We start from the raw sequence: 18,315 nt of genomic DNA, 5'->3' as shown, positions 1-18,315 counted from the left end.
GATTTCCATCAACTAAAAACAGATACAATGAATTTTGAAACCCTATTATACAAACAACAGGGACATGTCGGAACACTGACTATTAATCGTCCACAAGCCTTAAATGCTTTGAATGAAGTTGTTTTAAAAGAACTTAAAATATTTGCCGATCAGATAAAAACAAACTCAGATATTCGGGTCCTGATCATTACAGGCTCCGGAGAAAAAGCTTTTGTTGCCGGTGCGGATATCAAGGCCATGCAGGGAATGACTCCTCAGGAGGCTGAAGCCTTTTCCATCATGGCACAAACTGCATTTAATGCTATTGAAGAGCTACCATTTGCGGTTATTGGAGCAGTGAACGGCTTTGCATTAGGTGGTGGCTGTGAGCTGGCATTATCATGTGATATTATTCTGGCCAGTGAGAAAGCTAAATTCGGATTGCCGGAAGTTACCTTAGGCTTATTACCTTGTTTTGGCGGAACACAGCGTCTTCCAAGAGCGATTGGCTTATACAAAGCAAGAGAAATGGTTTTCTCAGGCGAATTTTATTCAGCAGCTGCCTGTAAAGAATTTGGTTTTGTCAACAGGGTCATTGCACCTGAAGAACTATTGAGGGAGGCTCAAAAACTGGCAGAAACCATTGCCTTAAGAGGACCAATAGCTGTAGCAAAAGCAAAACAATCATTAAATACAGGCTTTGAACTGCATATTGCAGACGGGCTGAAACAAGAAGCCGCCTTATTTGGTGAGTTGTTTACAACCCAAGACCATAACGAAGGCATAGGCGCATTTATAGAAAAAAGAAATCCTGATTTTACAGGGAAATAATAATGAAAATGAATTTTGAAAGAGAGAAATTAGTATTGCCGGAAGGAGGTAAAAAACTGTTGTTGCACTCTTGTTGCGCTCCATGTTCCGGAGAAGTAATGGAAGCAATTATTGCATCGGGTATAGATTTTACCATTTTTTTTCATAATCCCAATATTCATCCAAAGAAAGAATATGATTTAAGAAAAGAAGAAAATATCCGTTTTGCTGAGAAACACAATATTCCTTTCGTTGATGCTGATTATGATGTGGATGACTGGTTCGCCAGAGCAAAAGGCATGGAATGGGAACCCGAAAGAGGAATCCGTTGTACCATGTGTTTTGATATGCGCTTTGAGCGGACGGCATTGTACGCGTATGAAAACGGATTCGATATCATTTCCAGCTCACTGGGTATTTCCCGTTGGAAAAACATGGAACAGATCAATGATTGTGGAATTCGTGCAGCCGGTCATTATGAAGGAATTACTTACTGGACTTACAACTGGCGAAAGAAAGGCGGCTCAAAGCGTATGCTTGACATTAGCAAAGAAGAACAGTTTTATATGCAGGAATATTGCGGCTGTGCCTATTCTTTAAGAGATACCAATAAATGGCGGGTGGAAACAGGAAGAGAGAAAATAAAATTGGGCGAAAAATATTATGGTAAAGACTGAAAATATATTTTTCTTGATCTCATTTAGAGGAAATGATTTCATCTTATCACCATCAGTTTTCAATAAATAGGATGCCCATTTCCAATAAAATGGGCATATTTTATAATAATATAAGATTCTGAAAGCCTAACATAAAAAATGAGTAATGTTTTCAAACAATACTCTTAAAAAGAATGCAAAATCGCTATTGGCATCAGATATATTCTTCATGGATAAAAGGATTTCATGGAAAATGCAATGATGCTAAGATTTTATCTACGATAAAATTATATACTGTTAACAATATATTTTTATCATTACCTCCACTCATTTTATTTGTAAAAATCTATGGGTCTATGGGTTCAAAAAAATTAACCACATAGGCACATAGAATATTGTCATGTAAAAGATGATTTGAAAATATTTCTGAAAATCTCTGATTTTCTTTCATCTTAAAAGCAGTATCATTCTTAGATTTCTTTACAATTTTCCAACAAGTATCTATTTAAAAAGGCTTATTAAAAATCATTTTTTAATCATTTGATTAAATCAAAAGAATAAGTTTGTATATTTGTCCCTGAAAAGAACTTTGATGCAACATGGCAAAAACTAAAGAAGTCAATAATCTGGATACTTCAACAGAAGAAAAAATTAAGGAAGCAGCCCGTTCAGTATTCCATCAGAAGGGTTTTGCAGCTACCCGTACAAGGGATATTGCTGAAGAAGCAGGAATTAATCTCGCTTTACTCAACTATTACTTCCGAAGTAAACAGAAGTTATTTGATATTATCATGCTGGAAACCTTGTCCGGCTTTATCCATCATCTTACCACCATCTTGAATGACGGCAAAACCAGTTTGGAAAAGAAAATAGAACTTATTGCGTCCAATTACATTAATTTCCTTTCCGGCGAACCGGGTGTACCGCTTTTTATCATGAGTGAACTGAGGAACAACCCTACCGGCCTGATGGGTAAATTACCTATTAAAGATGTTGTGTTGAATTCTGAATTTATTAAGCAATATCAGGCAGCAGTTGAGAACGAAGAAGTAACCGAACCTAATCCTCTGCAATTCTTAATGAATGTAATGGGATTAGTTATTTTTCCATTTATTGCTCAGCCGTTGATCACATCCATCAGCAAAATAGACAACCAACAATTCAGCCAGATGATGCAGAAGCGTAAAAAACTCATTCCGGTTTGGATAAAAGCAATGATGAAGGCGAAATAATTTTTTTTGCCACCAAATTAATCAAATGATTAAAACAAAATAATAAAATGATATACAAAACACTTTTGACTATTGGCTTGGGGTTATTAGCTGTTTCAGTCAATGCACAATCACTCACGTTGGAGGAATGTTACCTTCTGGCAAGAGAAAACTACCCTGCTGTCAAAAAAATGAATCTGGTCGCTCAATCGGCAGACTATACCATTAAGAATGCCAACAAAAGGTTTTTGCCTCAGTTCAATATTTCGGGTCAGGCAACATATCAATCTCAGGTAGTTGATTATGGTGCCTTACTTGGTGGTGCCTCTCCTATGGGATTTTCTCCCCCCACATTCAGTAAAGACCAATACAGGATTTCCGGAGAAGTAGAGCAATTGTTATTTGATGGAGGCAGTACACAGTATCAAAACGAGATTACAAAAGCCAATGCCGGATTACAAAAACAAAATGTAGAAATAGAATTGTATACCATTAATGACCGTATCAACTCCATCTTCTTTTCTATTTTTTTGCTGGATGCTCAATTGAAACTCAATGAACTTAAAGTTGCCAATCTGCAGACTCAATTGGATAAAGCGGAAGCAGCCTATAAATATGGTACCGCTTACGCAAGCGATGTCAATGAACTAAAAGCCGAGATTGAGAATACAAAATCAGTAAATATTGATTACGAGGGAAACCGCTCTGCTTTTTTAAAAATGCTTTCTATTTTTACCGGTAAGGAAATTACCTCATCCTCCGAGTTAGTAAAACCTGAACCTATTCTATCATCAGAGGAAATCAACAGGCCGGAGCTTAAAATGTTTGATTTACAGAAAGAGATCTATGAAGCACAGACAAAACAGTTGAAATCAAGTTACATGCCTACCTTCAAAGCTTTTTTTCAGGGAGCTTACGGGCGTCCAACCCTTAATCCTATTTCTAATGATTTTGGAGCCTGGTACATCACCGGTATTCGACTGAACTGGTCATTGGGAAGTCTTTATACCTTAAAAAATCAACGTTCAATCTATGATCTCAGCAGTCAGTCAGCAGATGCTGATAAAGAAACTTTTATCCGAAATGTAAAAATGGATATTGCCCAACAGGATGAAAATATAAAAAAATACGCAGAAATAATCGGCCAGGATCAAAAAACAATAGAACTGAGGGAAGCAGTCACAAGGTCTGCCTCAGCTCAGCTCACTAATGGGGTTATTACCACCCACGAATACATTCAGAAAATCAATAATGAAAACGCAGCAAAGCAAAACCTTATTCTTCATCAGATACAGCTGCTTCAGTCACAATATAATTTAAAATTCAAATCAGGCCATTAATCATAAATGTAACAACATGAAAAAATATATAGTAATTGTTTCAGCAGCATTATTTCTGAATGCCTGTACGCAAAAAAACGAATATGATGCTTCGGGGAATTTTGAAGCTGATGAAGTGATTGTATCCGCACAACAAAACGGTTTGCTCCTTTCGTACAATGTAAAAGAAGGAGCACAATTGAAATCAGGTGATCCGGTAGGACAGATTGATGTAAAGGTTGCAGAACTTCAGAAGCAACAAACTGAAGCCAGTATTGCTGCCTTAAATGAAAAAACAATCGCTCCTGGTGACCAGACGGAACTGGTACGCAGGCAGCTCGAAGTACAGAAATCACAGTTAGCACAACAATTAAGAGAAAAAAGCCGTACTGAAAACCTGGTAAAAGCAGATGCTGCCACCCGTAAACAGCTGGATGATATCAATGCCTCCATAGATCAACTTAAAAAACAGATTGCTGTTACGGAACAACAGCTTAAACTGAATACTTACAACACCACTACACAGAACCGAAGTATATTGAGTGAAAAAGCACCTATGGAGAAAGCTGCCGCACAAATCCAGGAACAAATTAATAAAGGACAGATCATTAACCCAATCAAAGGAACAGTATTAACAAATTATGCTTTGCAGGGCGAGCTTCAGGTCATTGGAAAGCCATTGTATAAAATTGCCAATACGGAAAATCTTGATTTAAAAGCGTATGTGACAGGTATACAACTATCACAAATTAAGATAGGGCAACAGGTAAAAGTTAGGATTGATAATGGTAAAGACAGTTACAAAGAATATCCGGGAACCATTACCTGGATTTCCTCTAAATCTGAATTTTCGCCGAAAACCATTCAAACCAAAGATGAAAGAGCCAATCTGGTGTATGCCATGAAAGTAAATGTGAAAAATGACGGTTATCTGAAGATCGGAATGTATGGAGAAGTAATCTTTTAATGGATCATTGATATGAGTTCAATAACAGTAAAAAATATCGTCAAAACCTATAATAAAGGGGAAGTAAAAGCAGTCAATGATGTTTCTTTCGAAGTACAGAAGGGAGAATTATTTGGTCTGATCGGCCCTGACGGAGCCGGCAAAACTTCTTTGTTCCGTATTCTCACGACCTTATTGCTTGCAGACAGTGGAACAGCGACTGTAGAAGGGTTTGATGTCATCAAAGACTACAGGAAAATCAGGAATATCGTTGGGTATATGCCGGGAAAATTCTCTCTGTATCAGGATCTGACCATAGAGGAAAATCTGAACTTCTTCGCTACGGTTTTTGGAACTACCATTGAAGACAATTATGACCTTATCAAAGACATTTACGAACAGATTAAACCCTTTAATAAACGAAGAGCCGGGAAGCTTTCCGGTGGGATGAAGCAGAAACTTGCTTTATGCTGTGCTTTAATCCATAAACCTGAAGTTTTGTTTCTGGATGAACCTACAACAGGGGTAGATGTGGTTTCAAGAAAAGAATTTTGGGATATGCTTGGTCAACTGAAAGCACAAGGTATTACGATTGTTGTTTCAACGCCTTATATGGATGAGGCCACTCTTTGTGATCGGATTGCTTTGATGCAAAATGGCAATATTATGTCCATTGATACCCCGGAAAATATTATCAAAAGCTTTCCAAAAACCCTGTTTGCGGCCAAAGCTAATAATATTTATCAGCTTTTACAAGATGTACGTTCCACTGAAGAAGTAGAAAGCTGCTACACATTCGGGGAATATATGCACCTTACTCTGAAATCCGATGAAACAGATGTTATGGGTGTCATGCGGGTTATAGGTCAAAATCATCCTGACGGACTGGAGGTGAAAATTGTAACCCCAACGATTGAAGACAGTTTTATCCGCCTCATGAATGAACACCATAATGAACCCGTGAAATAGCAAACTGATGGAAAATAAAGCAATTGTCTGTAAAAATTTAACCAAGAAATTTGGAGATTTCAATGCGGTTGACGGAATTACCTTTGATGTGAATCAGGGGGAAATCTTCGGGTTTCTGGGAGCGAACGGAGCTGGAAAAACTACTGCCATGCGAATTCTTTGCGGACTTTCCTATCCCACTTCAGGAGAAGCTTCCGTGGCAGGCTATGATGTGTATAAACAACAGGAGCAGATTAAAAAAAACATAGGCTATATGAGCCAGAAGTTTTCCCTGTATGATAATCTTACCATATTGGAAAACATTGAGTTCTATGGTGGTGTATATGGGGTTTCAAGGCCGGAAATAAAAACACGCAGTAACGAACTGATTACTACACTGGGGCTTGAAAAAGAAGCCAAAAAATTAGTCGGTGAACTGCCTTTGGGATGGAAGCAGAAACTGGCTTTCTCAGTTGCTATTTTCCATCGTCCTAAAATTGTTTTTTTAGATGAACCCACCGGAGGGGTTGATCCCGTAACCAGACGGCAGTTTTGGGACATGATCTATGAGGCTGCAGGAAACGGAATCACCGTTTTTGTAACGACACACTATATGGATGAAGCAGAATATTGTAACCGCATCAGTGTAATGGTGGATGGCCGTGTAGAAGCATTAGACAGTCCTTCGAATCTGAAAAAACAGTTCGATACTGATACAATGGATGATGTTTTTTATCAACTGGCAAGAGGAGCAAAAAGAAAATCAGATTAAAATGAAACAATTATTAGCTTTCATACGCAAAGAATTTTATCATGTATTCCGGGACAGGCGTACCCTGCTGATCCTTTTTGGATTGCCCATTGCTCAGATCGTTCTTTTCGGTTTTGCTTTGAGCAGTGAGGTGAAAAATATTGGTCTTGCCATACAGGATAATGCTCAGGATGTACAATCTGAGCAGATTATATCTAAAATAGAATCCAGTTCTTATTTTAAGGTTAAAGAACCTATACTCCATTATAAAGATATTGAAAAACGCTTCAGAGAAGGTGAAATAAAATGTGCTGTTATCTTTCCTGCCAATTTCGGTTCAGATCTGTATAAAGCAGAAGGAGCGCAGATCCAGGTTATTGCTGATGCTTCAGACCCTAATAATGCCACCATTGTGACCAATTATCTGAATACCATTATCGGTAATTACCAGCAGGAACTCAATCCTACGGTAAAGCCATCTTATCAGATCGTTCCTGAAATACGACAGTTGTATAACGAGGAACAAAATGGTTCTCTCAATTTTATTCCGGGTGTTATTGCCTTGATCTTTATGATTGTCAGTACTGCATTAACCTCTGTAGCAGTAGTACGTGAAAAGGAACTTGGAACCATGGAAATCCTGTTGGTTTCTCCTTTCAAGCCCATCATGGTGCTGATTGCAAAAGCAATTCCTTATTTGGTCTTATCACTCATCGATTTCATTATCATTTTACTGCTTTCTGTATTCTTTCTCCATGTAGAAATAAGAGGCAGTCTGGTATTGATCTTCGCAGAGAGCATTCTGTTCATTATCACCTGTCTTTCACTGGGGTTACTGATTTCAAATATCACGGCATCACAACAAACCGCTATGCTGATTTCAATGATGGGTATGATGATGCCCACGATGATATTGACAGGTTTTATGTTTCCTCTGGAAAATATGCCGAAGGTCTTTCAATGGATCTCCCATATTGTACCATCGAGATATTATTACAGTATCATTAAGTCTGTCATGCTGAAAGGGCTTGGCTTTAAATACGTCTGGAAAGAAACACTTATTCTTGCCGTCATGGCAACAGGTCTGTTAACACTTGCATTAAGAAACTTTAAAATCCGGTTATAGTGAAGATATTACGTTTTATATTACAAAAAGAATTCCGTCAGATTCTGAGGGACAAAACGATCTTGTCTATGATGCTTTTTGCTCCCATTATGCAGCTGATTATTTTACCTATGGCAGCCAATTTTGAGGTAAAAAATGTAAATGTAGCTTTTGTTGACCAGGATCACAGCAGCTATTCTCAAAAGCTGGCTCATAAAATAGCTTCATCAGGATATTTCAAGATGGCAGGTCATCCCAATTCTTACAAAGAAGGCCTGGAATTAATTGAATATGGAGATGCAGATCTGGTGCTGGAAATTCCATCCGGATTTGAAAGAAATCTCGTTCGTGAAGAAAGTCAGAAAGTCAATCTATCGGTAGATGCCATTAACGGGACAAAAGCATCTTTGGGTGCGGCTTATCTGGTACAGGTTCTCGCAGATTTCAATGCCAATCTTGATATTAATATTAAATTATCCAACGGTCAAATTGCTCCCAACACAAAACTGTCTGTCATAAGTTCTAACTGGTATAATCCAAAAGCAGAATATAAATACTATATGGTCCCGGGAATTCTGGTATTATTACTTACATTGATCGGAGGCTTTATTACAGCACTTAATATTGTAAAGGAAAAAGAGATAGGGACTATTGAACAAATCAACGTAACCCCTATTCAGAAATGGCAATTCATCCTTGGCAAACTCATTCCGTTCTGGGTGATGGGAATCATTGTCTTTACCCTTGGGCTCCTTGTAATGTATCTGTTTTATGGCATTTTCCCAAAAGGCAGTTTGTGGGTACTTTACCTCTTTGCCTCTGTTTACCTGGTGGCTTTGCTTGGCTTCGGATTGTTGATTTCAACATTTGCAGACACGCAGCTTCAGGCGATGTTCATTGCCTTCTTCTTTATGATGGTATTTATGCTGATGAGTGGTTTTTTCACCAGTATAGACAGTATGCCGGACTGGGCAATCACCGTTTCCAATTTCACTCCGGTAACCCATTTCATCAAAGTTGTCCGGTTAATTGTCCTGAAAGGATCCGGATTGGCAGATGTGGGAACAGAACTCGGTTATCTGGCTTTATTTGCTGTAGTTTTAAACAGTTTTGCCATTTGGAATTACAGAAAAACGAGCTAATAGAAAATAAATCTATAAGTATGCTTATGGGCCTATGTGGTTAAACTTTTATTAAACCACATAAGCACATAGATTTTTACGTTGATACTGTTTCTTTGTAAACGCAAAGTTTTATTTTTTAAGATATAATATTTTAAGGAAACAAAGAGTAGAGTCAATTTCATTGATTCTTTCTAAGCCAATATATCGTCATAAAGTTATTACAGGATAAAAGACTACTCTTTATTTTTCCAAAATAGAACATATTAATTATTTTACAGGGCTTTCATGACAACTCGATCCATTTCTTTTGAACTGAATGGATTTTGCCCCGTAATTAAATTTCCGTCAACAACAACAACATGAGATGTCATGGGTATGAATGCTTTTTTTAGATGAGCACCTCTTTCTTTGATGGCTGCTTCCAGATTGAATGGCACTTCTTTTTTTCTTCTGGCAAGAGTTTCTTCAAACCAATCGAAACCGGTAATGGTTTTTCCTTTTATCAGATTTTCACCGTTAGAAAGTTTTACATTCAATAATCCTCCTACTCCATGGCAAATAGCAGCTACGATCCTACCGTTTTCATATTGTTTTTTGATAATGGATTGCATCACAACATCGTCTGGAAAGTCATACATCGTTCCATGACCGCCTGCTAAATATACCAGATCATATTGCTCATCGGCAACTTCCGCCAAACTATGACTATTATTGAGTGTTTCACGGAAAGAAATGTCACTCCAATAACCTGTAGAAACTTTATCAAGGGTAAAAAACTTCAGACTTTCGGGATCTATTGGAATATTTCCGCCTTTGGGGCTGGCAATCGTAATATCATATCCTTTTTCTTTTGCAGCATGATAGATATGAGTCAGCTCACTCAGCCATAAGCCGGTTTCCAGTTTGCCACTGGCATACATGCTGACATTCGTAACAATAATTAAAATCTTTAATACACTCATCTCTTTGGTTTTAGTCTAACAAAATTCGAAAAAAATGGCAGGTTTACTGTAACTTAATTCAGGAAAGTTGTAACCTAATCTCTGGAAGGATCAAGAATTACTTTAGGGTATTTTCTACCCACAAAAGTCAGCTAGTTAAATGAAGCTCTAAATTCCAAGGGTGAAAAAGAGGTACGGTTTTTAAACAAACGATGGAAGGACTGCGGGTGTTCAAATCCCAGTTGATAAGCAATTTCTGAAACCGACATTTCTGTAGTAGAAAGTAATTCTTTAGCTTTTTCAATCAATCGGTTCTGAATATGCTGCTGGGTAGTCTGCCCTGTCTGTACCCGAAGCATATCACTGAGATAATTGGCGCTCAGACTAAGTTTTTCAGCCACAAAATGAACGGTAGGAATTCCATTAAGAACCAATTGGTCATTTTTAAAACACTCATCCAACAGGGTTTCCAGCTTTGAAAGCAAATCACTATTCACTTTTTTACGGGTTAAAAACTGACGGTTATAAAAGCGGTCACAATATTTTAATAGCAAATCCAGGTTGGATACCAACAGATCCTGGGTGAAAGAATCCATATTCGCATCGATCTCATGACTCATGTTTTCTATAATATCCATAATAGATTTTTCTTCTTTCTCAGAAAGAAACAGGGCTTCATTGGCTGTATAGGAGAAAAAGCCATAGTCTTTAATTTTGGATGCCAGAGGGTAGCTTTGAAGAAAATCCGGATGTACTACCAATACAAACCCTTCCACCTCATTCAGAAGGACATCTTCAAATTGTAAGACCTGTTGCGGAGCAGTAAAATACATTACCCCCTCATCAAAATCATAATACTGCTGTCCATATTTAAATTTTCCACCGGCACAATCCTTTTTCAGCGCTACCGCATAAAAATCTGTTATTACAGCATTGAGAATCGTCTCTGATTTTAATTTCACATCATTAAAACTGAATACACTGAGCAGTGGATTTGATGGTTTTTTCAATCCCAGAGCCTGATGCATTGCATTGATTGATGAAATTTTTATGGGTGTTTTCATTACTGGTTTTCTAATTTATATTTTTTTAAACCACATAGAGACATAGATTTTATAGGACGCTAATAATTCCATGAAAATACTTTTGACATTCTAAATATTTCAGCATTTTCTATGTACCTATGTGGTTTAAAGCTAAACTTCACTTACAATTTTAAGAATTACGCAAAGCATTAAAATATTCATTTACAAAAGTTTTTTGTCCTTCCTTAAATATGTTTGAACAGTGAAAATTAATGATTATTCCCTTGGGGCACCTTAATAGCTTCATATAAGTTAAAAGTTGTGCCTCAAAAATTGGTATTATTTCCTGTACTGATTTCAATTCTACAACAATACTATTCTCTACAAATAAATCACATCTAAAATCAACATTCAAAGTTTTCCCCTTATAAATCATAGGCACCTTCATCTCTGTAAGAAAATTTATTTTTTTATATAAAAGTTCCTCTTTTAGACATTCATGGTAAACACTTTCCAATAATCCGCCACCCATAATCTTATGAACATCAATAGCACTCCCTATTATTTCATATGTCAAGTCATCTAAATATTTTTTTGTAATCATTATATCTGTGTTTTTTTTATTTTTTTAACCACATAGATACATAGGCTTTATAGGCTGTTAGAATTTCATAACAGCACTTTAAATACTAATATTTTAGCATTTTCTATGTGCCTATGTGGTTTAAAAACATAACTCATACTAAGTTACAATTTTATTATTTTCCGGAAAGCTGTTCACTTTTAATCTGGCTGATCCCTTGTTTATAAGTGGTCACCTGAAATTCAGGAAATCGCATTCTGAACTTTGAATCATCAAATATATTATCATGCTCATATCTTGGAAGCAGCTCTAATAATTCCTTTACTTTTGTATTAAATAAAGCTCCTATCTTAAAAACAAAATTAGATATTGCAGAATACTTCAAATCTTTACCATAGATTCCGGAAGCTATTCTGATAAACTCGTTATAGGTGGGATGACTTTTATCTACAGGTAAATGCCAGGTTTGTCCATATGCATCCGGTGTATTTCCAATTAAAGCTGTTGCGCGGCTTGCATCCGGTGTCCAGATGAGACTTCTTTTTTTACTTGTACTCAACGGAACTTTCAGCTTTTTACCTTCTTTGATAGTATTAAATACCAATGTATTGGTAATACTCTGTGTTTTTCCAGGACCATAAAACTCCGGAGCACGGCAGATTACTGCTTGCAGCTCTCCTGATTCTATTTCTCTCAGTACCATCTCAGCCATTTTCTGTCTTACTCTTCCTTTTCTTCCCACTGGGGCAAATACTGTATTCTCCTTCAAAACGCGACCATCCTGCGGATACATATACGTGTTGTCAAAAAACACCAATTTTGTTCCGTTGATCTTACAAGCATCAATCACATTTTGAAGAATCAACGGAAACTGCTGCTCCCATAGATCTGAACTTATCGGAAGACCTAATGTAAAATAAGCAACCTCACTCCCTTTTACTGCTTCAATAGCCTTCTCACGAATAGATAAGTCCGCCGAAAATACCTCATCGGTATCATTTACTTTTTTAGCGTTTCTGCTGACAATGCGAATCTCTGAAGTAAAGTTTCTTTTTAATTCTCTTGCCAGCTCTTCACCAATCTGTCCATTGGCTCCTAATATTGTTTGCATATTGTTTCAATTTTCTGATTAATAATATACTCTGTTGTTTGGTAGGACAAAGTTCAGAAAAGCGTAACATATTAGAGTATCTGGATCAGGGAAAGTTGTAACAGAATCTCTGTTTGGAAAATTTCAAGATAAAAATGACCGTTATGAAGGTTTGTAAAAATGAATTCGAGGTCATTTATTTTTGAAGATATATAATCATTTCTCTCGCAGATTTTTCATAATTACAAATCTGGTAAATAAACTATTTTGATGAAACAAAAAAAGGACTTTTTCACTGATGGTTATACATCCGCTTAAAAAGAATCAATTTCATTGATTCCACCTTCGCTCCCTAAAATATTAAACCCTTATAATAAACCCTTTGCGTTTAAAAATAGCACCATTTAAAAATGGTGCTATTGTATTTATATTGTATTTATGGTTAACAGTAAAAATTGTTATCTTTTTTCCGTTTGAATATTACTTCAATTCCTGATTGGCTTTCTGCACAAAATCATTCCACTGTTTATTCAGGGATTCTATAGATTGTTTTTTCTCATTTTTATTCAAAGAAGAGTAATTAATAGAATTGAAAACCAGTTTTTTCAAAGCTTTTACATTCAATTCCCAATATACATAGGCCACCCAAAAGTCATAACTTAATCCTTCGTAACCATATACGGCAGGATCATCACTATTGATGGAACATTGTACTCCATTGCTCAGTAAAACTCTTGCCGGATGATTTCTCAAGTCACTCACATAGCCTAAGATCTGGTTGCTGATCGGGCTTACTTCCACCAGTTTATTTTGTTTTTTAACCAACTCCATTGATTTTGGGAAATAAATAAGGTTAAGACCATGACCAATTCTTTGGTTATTCAATAAGGTAATATCCAGTACATTTTTATTGAAAACAGAATTGCTTTCCCCTGCATGAAGGAACAGAGGCATTTCTATTCCTGATTTTTTTGTGATTTCGTTTAATTTTGTCCAGTTTTTCTGGTAGAAATTAATGCTGTTGCCCGCTGCTTCGTCTGCAACAAGGTCAAAGCCGGAAATCATATCCGGAAATTGCTTTTTTAATTTAAAAGCTACTTCAAGCTGTTTTTCGATGCTGTCAGAATCTAAAAATTTAAAGCTCGAATAAATCAGTTTCAGACTGAACTGAGGATCTGACTGTCGCATTTGCTTTACAATATCCTGCAAATCTGTAATGGACTTTTCCAATGAATATTTGCCATGCTCAAAATCGTAGAGTTCATCAAAAACATATCTGATCTCCACATGCTGTACATGATCTTTAGCTAAATCCTGAAAGCCTTTTAAATAATATTCTTTGAAAAAAGGACGATAAGGCAATAACAAGTTGATGCGTTGGAAACGTTTTTCAAACTCAATCCAATAATCTGTATAAGAGCAAAGATTATCCCTCTTTAAAAGGAGAAGATCATGCAATTCCTTTTCAAAACCTGGATTTGAATTTAGCTTTTGATCGAGGTTAACAAATCCATTGGGAACTTTTCCGTTTTCAAAGAACCCCAACTGACCGAAAATAAATTTATCATTGTCTTTTTGCTCATATACATAGCATTCTTTATATTTTCTCGCTGTTTCTATCAACCAATCAGCATTGGCCAAACCACCACTATGGGTGTGTAGCAATCCTCCTTTAGGCATTATCTGAATAACTTTAAACAGCTTACTGGACTCTATTAATGGTTTTATTTCATTAAAAGAGCGGTTGTATAAAGGAATATGCTGTTTTTCTGTTTCGGCAAGGAACTGCTTCCTGATCTGGAATAATTTTTTATCCAAAGCGATCTCGGCATCAGATAATTTTACATCTGCATCAAAGGCCATTGCTGCATTTTCTGTATCCAGCAACGTCCATTTTTCCTGATAAGTGGATTTTTCAACCACTTTAGTTTGGGCTCCCAACAGAGGAAATCCCAACATTAATATATAGGTAAGGTATTTTCTCATAATAATAGTAACCTGTTACTGACAAAAATACTTTGCCAATACAGTATTCAAAAATATAATTATTTTTTTGGTAAAAGAATTTCAATCTGAAAAAAAACAAATGATAAACCTTTTAACGACACATTTTTCATTATCCTTTCCTAGCCCCGATAGAAACGGTTACCCCGCAACATGCTATGTCTTAGCCTCGGCGTGAGGAGTATGAGTGGATAGCGGGATAAAGCTCCCTAAAAAGAAATGGGACGCAAAATACATAAAAAGTCTACAAAAACAATAGACTTATAGTGTTAAATTTTATTCATCTCTTAAAATGATTTTTTTTTAAAAATCCTAAAACTCAACAACTAAAATAATAACACATTGTTTTATAGGCATTTACATCATAAAAACAATTATTCAAAGTTTATTTTTTCAATTACCCTACTAGATTGGTAGACTAATATGATTTTTCTCATATCACTTTTTAACAAAGTTTTATGAATTATTAAATAATTTTGACCCAGTTAAAAAAATAAAACTCTATTCTCATGAATAAGAATGACTTTAATTCTTACCTATACACAATCATATCTGCCGTTACTGTTCAACATACAGGTTGTACAATGCAGAGCTTTTCACAGCATACTATCACTTCTAAGAATATGTGCTTTGAATCTATGATGTGTAAAATGATGATGCTATAGATCCCCAAAGAAATAGGAACATTATTGTAGGAATTAAAGCCCGATAAGCTCAAGGCCTATGTAATCCGGGTACCCCTCCTCTATTTTAACATTTTCTTTCTGACACCTCCTTACCAAAGGGAGGCAGGGATTTATTTTTTCCTAATCGGGAAGATAAAACGTACTACAAATATTCAATTTTTTAAAACCTAAGATTAATATAATGAGAAAAAAACAATGCAAACTTGGTGTATTGGCCGTGCTCTTATTCGCAGAATATGGCTTTGCCCAAAAAAAAGACAGCCTTTCACAGGAGACTGCCATCAAAGAAGTGGTGGTGGTAGCCTTCGGAAAGCAAAAAAAAGAAGAAATTACAGGATCTGTACAGTCATTAAAAGCTAAAGATCTTGGTAATCTTCAAAATGGAAATGTTCTTCAGGGAATTGGAGGTAAAGTAGCAGGGGTACAAGTAATCTCTTCCGGACAACCCGGTTCCCAACCTACGATAAGAATGAGAGGAATTGGTTCTATTAATGCTTCCAGTGATCCTTTAATTGTATTGGACGGAATTCCTTACAGTGGCGACCTGAACAGTATTTCTTCAGCTGATATTGAGAGTATTTCTTTTCTGGAAGATGCGTCTTCCAACGCCTTATATGGTTCCAGAGGGGCCAATGGAGTTATTATCGTAAATACTAAAAGAGGTAAAAACAAGAAACTAAGTGTTGATCTTGATGTAAAGACCGGGGTTAACTTCAGATCTATTGAGGATTATTCAGTCTACACTTCACCGCAGGACTATTATACAGCGTACTATAACAGGGGAAGAATCGGAGAAATTGCAAGACAGAAGCAGCCGGGTGCTGTTCCCTCCACCACGACTCCCCATGCTGCAGGACTTTCAGGATTGAACGGACTTGGATATAATGCTTACAATGTACCGTTTAGTCAACTGATTGCTCCGGACGGTTCTTTTAACCAAAATGCGAAGCTGCTGTATCAGGATAACTGGAAAAAACTTCTTTTCAGACCTGCTTTAAGAAGGGAAGCTACAGTTGGAATCAATGCCAGCGGTGACCAGGTAAAATCATATACGTCTTTAAACTATCTGGACGATAAGGGATATCTTATTTCTTCTGGTTTTGAAAGATTTGGGATAAGATCCAACGTAGACTACTCTATCACCCCAAAGTTAAGATTAACCACTGCGCTTTCTTATACTTACAGCAAGCAGAATTTCGGAGAAACGGGTGGATTTTCCAATCCGTTCCAGTTTGCGAGAAATATAGCTCCTTTCTACCCGGTTTTTCTTAGAAATGATAATTACCAGCAACTGTATGACAACCACGGAAATGCTTTGTATGATTATGGAGACGGACAGGGGCCAAACGGTGCTACAAGATCTTATGCTGTTTTTGAAAATCCGGTAGGAAATCTTCAGCAGGATAAATCTCAAAGAGTCAGCAATATCAGCAATATCAATCTGGGATTAAACTATGAAATCATCAAAGGCCTGGATTTCACTTACAGTTTTGGGGCTTATCTTGAAAATTTGAGAAACCTTCAGTTTGGAAATACATTTGGAGGAACTTCTTCCTCTGTAGGGGGTAATATTTCTCAGGAATCTATATTCAACTATACCCTGAATCATCAGCAATTGCTCACCTATCAAAAGAAATTCGATAAACATAACTTCAATATTCTTGTGGGTCATGAATTGAATAAAACAAAGAACGAAGGGTTTTCCGGAACGAAACAACAACTTTTATTACCTGAATCATGGGCTTTTGATAATGCCGTAAAAATCACAGATCTGTCTGGAAACGGATATGAATATGCGGTAGAAGGTTATTTCTCCAGATTATTATATAACTATGATGGTAAATATTTTTTTAATGCAAATGTACGTAGAGACGGTTCTTCAGTCTTCGCTCCGGAAAGCAGATGGGGGACATTTTATGGATTAGGAGCCGCATGGAATGTGGCCAAAGAAGACTTCCTTAAAGACAACAAGGTGATTAATGCATTGAAACTAAAAGTCTCTTATGGACAACAGGGAAATGACAATATCCTTCTGAACAGCACTACCAGAGATTATTATGCTTATCAGGACATCTATGGCATTAATGATTTTGGAGATGGAAAACCTGTACTTACTTTAAAAAAACAAGGAAACAGGGACTTAAAATGGGAAACTTCCAAAAACCTGAATGCTGGTTTTGAGCTCTCTCTACTCGACAATAGAATAAATCTAAATGCTGATTACTTTGAGAGAAAGGTATCTGATATGATCTATACACTTCCTTTAGCAATATCCAACTCAGGTTCGTATGTGAAGTATGGAAATATTGGAGACATGTACAACAAAGGGATACAGGCCAATATCAGTGTAGATATTCTCCGAACAGAAGATCTTCAGTGGAATTTTTATGCTAACGCTACTCATTATAAAAACAAGATCACCAAGTTACCGGAACAGCAAAGAGCTACAGGTCTGGTTTCAGGATTGTTTGTTCTTGCGGAGGGTGGTGACCGGTATACCTATTATTTAAAAGAATTTGCTGGAGTAAACCCTGAAAACGGAGATGCATTATGGTATAAAAATACCATAAACCCAACCACTCAGCAGGTAGAAAAAACGGTTACCAATAATTATAAGGAAGCCAGTGACTACAATACCGGAAAATCAGCAATTCCAAAGATATATGGTGGATTTGGAACGGATATTACCTATAAAAGGGTAAATCTTTCTGTTAATTTCGCTTATCAGTTTGGCGGATACGGATATGATGACATTTACAGATCTTTATTCCATTCTGACACTTACGGCTCTAACTACACTACTGATCTTGATAAAACATGGACTCCGGAAAACCCGACGGCAGCCCTGCCACGTGTAGACCTTACTTCTACCAACCAGAACGGACATTCTACGTTGTACCTGGTTAAGTCTGATTATATCAGTCTTCAGGATGTAACATTATCATACCAGTTATCTGATGATTTTACAAAGCAGATCGGGTTATCAGCATTAAAAATCTATGCTACCGGAAACAACCTGTATCTATGGTCCAAGAGAAAAGGATATGATCCGAGAGCCTCATTAACAGGAGTTTCCGATGCTTACAAATACTCTTTATTATCCAGTGTTTCACTAGGTTTTAAACTAACATTTTAAA

At 36.6% G+C, this 18,315-nt stretch carries 15 protein-coding genes; 10 read left to right on the top strand and 5 right to left on the bottom strand.

From position 1 onward, the window contains the following. Nucleotides 1-27: 27 nt before the first annotated feature. The 9 genes from NBX25_RS21465 (at nucleotide 28) to NBX25_RS21425 (ending at nucleotide 8,867) form a co-directional block, all read left to right on the top strand. Nucleotides 28-810: an enoyl-CoA hydratase/isomerase family protein gene (locus tag NBX25_RS21465; RefSeq protein ID WP_250255359.1), complete on the top strand. Its 783-nt coding sequence runs from the start codon at nucleotides 28-30 to the stop codon at nucleotides 808-810. 8 nt (nucleotides 811-818) lie between these two features. Continuing rightward, nucleotides 819-1,466 carry an epoxyqueuosine reductase QueH gene (locus NBX25_RS21460; protein WP_250255358.1) on the top strand — a complete coding sequence of 216 codons (648 nt, stop codon included), beginning with the start codon at nucleotides 819-821 and terminating at the stop codon, nucleotides 1,464-1,466. A gap of 578 nt (nucleotides 1,467-2,044) precedes the next feature. Further along, nucleotides 2,045-2,677, top strand: coding sequence for a TetR/AcrR family transcriptional regulator (locus NBX25_RS21455; protein ID WP_250255357.1), 633 nt, complete (start codon nucleotides 2,045-2,047; stop codon nucleotides 2,675-2,677). Nucleotides 2,678-2,724: 47 nt separating this feature from the next. Continuing rightward, complete coding sequence (locus NBX25_RS21450; protein ID WP_250255356.1) at nucleotides 2,725-3,996, top strand: TolC family protein; 1,272 nt, start codon at nucleotides 2,725-2,727, stop codon at nucleotides 3,994-3,996. Nucleotides 3,997-4,012: 16 nt separating this feature from the next. Beyond that, nucleotides 4,013-4,942 carry an HlyD family secretion protein gene (locus tag NBX25_RS21445; protein WP_250255355.1) on the top strand — a complete coding sequence of 310 codons (930 nt, stop codon included), beginning with the start codon at nucleotides 4,013-4,015 and terminating at the stop codon, nucleotides 4,940-4,942. 12 nt (nucleotides 4,943-4,954) lie between these two features. After that, nucleotides 4,955-5,890, top strand: a complete 936-nt coding sequence (locus NBX25_RS21440) for an ABC transporter ATP-binding protein (RefSeq protein WP_250255354.1) — start codon at nucleotides 4,955-4,957, stop codon at nucleotides 5,888-5,890. A 7-nt stretch (nucleotides 5,891-5,897) separates the two neighbouring features. Further along, entirely contained in the window at nucleotides 5,898-6,641 is a 744-nt protein-coding gene (locus NBX25_RS21435; RefSeq protein WP_250255353.1) for an ABC transporter ATP-binding protein, read from the top strand. A 1-nt stretch (nucleotide 6,642) separates the two neighbouring features. Further along, nucleotides 6,643-7,746 carry an ABC transporter permease gene (locus NBX25_RS21430; RefSeq protein WP_250255352.1) on the top strand — a complete coding sequence of 368 codons (1,104 nt, stop codon included), beginning with the start codon at nucleotides 6,643-6,645 and terminating at the stop codon, nucleotides 7,744-7,746. Beyond that, a complete protein-coding gene (locus NBX25_RS21425) occupies nucleotides 7,746-8,867 on the top strand; it encodes an ABC transporter permease (protein WP_250255351.1) in 1,122 nt (373 codons plus the stop codon). Before NBX25_RS21430 ends, NBX25_RS21425 begins: the two co-directional genes overlap by 1 nt. 254 nt (nucleotides 8,868-9,121) lie before the next feature. Here NBX25_RS21425 and NBX25_RS21420 read toward each other — a convergent pair whose 3' ends face one another. From NBX25_RS21420 to NBX25_RS21400, 5 genes are all read right to left on the bottom strand, one after another. Beyond that, on the bottom strand, nucleotides 9,122-9,811 hold the full coding sequence (locus NBX25_RS21420) for a type 1 glutamine amidotransferase domain-containing protein (protein ID WP_250255350.1): 690 nt from the start codon (nucleotides 9,809-9,811) through the stop codon (nucleotides 9,122-9,124). Between the two features lie 131 nt (nucleotides 9,812-9,942). Next, a complete protein-coding gene (locus NBX25_RS21415) occupies nucleotides 9,943-10,854 on the bottom strand; it encodes a helix-turn-helix domain-containing protein (protein ID WP_250255349.1) in 912 nt (303 codons plus the stop codon). A gap of 151 nt (nucleotides 10,855-11,005) precedes the next feature. Beyond that, nucleotides 11,006-11,419 carry a GxxExxY protein gene (locus tag NBX25_RS21410; RefSeq protein WP_250255348.1) on the bottom strand — a complete coding sequence of 138 codons (414 nt, stop codon included), beginning with the start codon at nucleotides 11,417-11,419 and terminating at the stop codon, nucleotides 11,006-11,008. A gap of 154 nt (nucleotides 11,420-11,573) precedes the next feature. Beyond that, nucleotides 11,574-12,509 (bottom strand): NAD-dependent epimerase/dehydratase family protein, encoded by a 936-nt coding sequence (locus tag NBX25_RS21405; RefSeq protein ID WP_250255347.1) that lies wholly within the window; start codon nucleotides 12,507-12,509, stop codon nucleotides 11,574-11,576. A 459-nt stretch (nucleotides 12,510-12,968) separates the two neighbouring features. Beyond that, nucleotides 12,969-14,474 carry an amidohydrolase family protein gene (locus tag NBX25_RS21400; RefSeq protein WP_250255346.1) on the bottom strand — a complete coding sequence of 502 codons (1,506 nt, stop codon included), beginning with the start codon at nucleotides 14,472-14,474 and terminating at the stop codon, nucleotides 12,969-12,971. Between the two features lie 885 nt (nucleotides 14,475-15,359). Between NBX25_RS21400 and NBX25_RS21395 the strand changes: the two genes are divergently transcribed. Further along, a complete protein-coding gene (locus NBX25_RS21395) occupies nucleotides 15,360-18,314 on the top strand; it encodes a SusC/RagA family TonB-linked outer membrane protein (RefSeq protein ID WP_250255345.1) in 2,955 nt (984 codons plus the stop codon). Nucleotide 18,315 lies beyond the last annotated feature (1 nt).

The organism is Chryseobacterium sp. Marseille-Q3244 (assembly GCF_940807095.1).
Lineage (GTDB): Bacteria > Bacteroidota > Bacteroidia > Flavobacteriales > Weeksellaceae > Chryseobacterium.
Note: the sequence above shows the minus strand (reverse complement) of the source record. Positions and strands in the feature narration are given on the sequence as shown.

Coding starts and splice junctions, on each gene's coding strand:
- NBX25_RS21465 (WP_250255359.1), top strand. CDS start 28: ATGAATTTTGAAACCCTATTATACAAACAACAGGGACATGTCGGAACA.
- NBX25_RS21460 (WP_250255358.1), top strand. CDS start 819: ATGAATTTTGAAAGAGAGAAATTAGTATTGCCGGAAGGAGGTAAAAAA.
- NBX25_RS21455 (WP_250255357.1), top strand. CDS start 2,045: ATGGCAAAAACTAAAGAAGTCAATAATCTGGATACTTCAACAGAAGAA.
- NBX25_RS21450 (WP_250255356.1), top strand. CDS start 2,725: ATGATATACAAAACACTTTTGACTATTGGCTTGGGGTTATTAGCTGTT.
- NBX25_RS21445 (WP_250255355.1), top strand. CDS start 4,013: ATGAAAAAATATATAGTAATTGTTTCAGCAGCATTATTTCTGAATGCC.
- NBX25_RS21440 (WP_250255354.1), top strand. CDS start 4,955: ATGAGTTCAATAACAGTAAAAAATATCGTCAAAACCTATAATAAAGGG.
- NBX25_RS21435 (WP_250255353.1), top strand. CDS start 5,898: ATGGAAAATAAAGCAATTGTCTGTAAAAATTTAACCAAGAAATTTGGA.
- NBX25_RS21430 (WP_250255352.1), top strand. CDS start 6,643: ATGAAACAATTATTAGCTTTCATACGCAAAGAATTTTATCATGTATTC.
- NBX25_RS21420 (WP_250255350.1), bottom strand. CDS start 9,811: ATGAGTGTATTAAAGATTTTAATTATTGTTACGAATGTCAGCATGTAT.
- NBX25_RS21415 (WP_250255349.1), bottom strand. CDS start 10,854: ATGAAAACACCCATAAAAATTTCATCAATCAATGCAATGCATCAGGCT.
- NBX25_RS21410 (WP_250255348.1), bottom strand. CDS start 11,419: ATGATTACAAAAAAATATTTAGATGACTTGACATATGAAATAATAGGG.
- NBX25_RS21405 (WP_250255347.1), bottom strand. CDS start 12,509: ATGCAAACAATATTAGGAGCCAATGGACAGATTGGTGAAGAGCTGGCA.
- NBX25_RS21400 (WP_250255346.1), bottom strand. CDS start 14,474: ATGAGAAAATACCTTACCTATATATTAATGTTGGGATTTCCTCTGTTG.
- NBX25_RS21395 (WP_250255345.1), top strand. CDS start 15,360: ATGAGAAAAAAACAATGCAAACTTGGTGTATTGGCCGTGCTCTTATTC.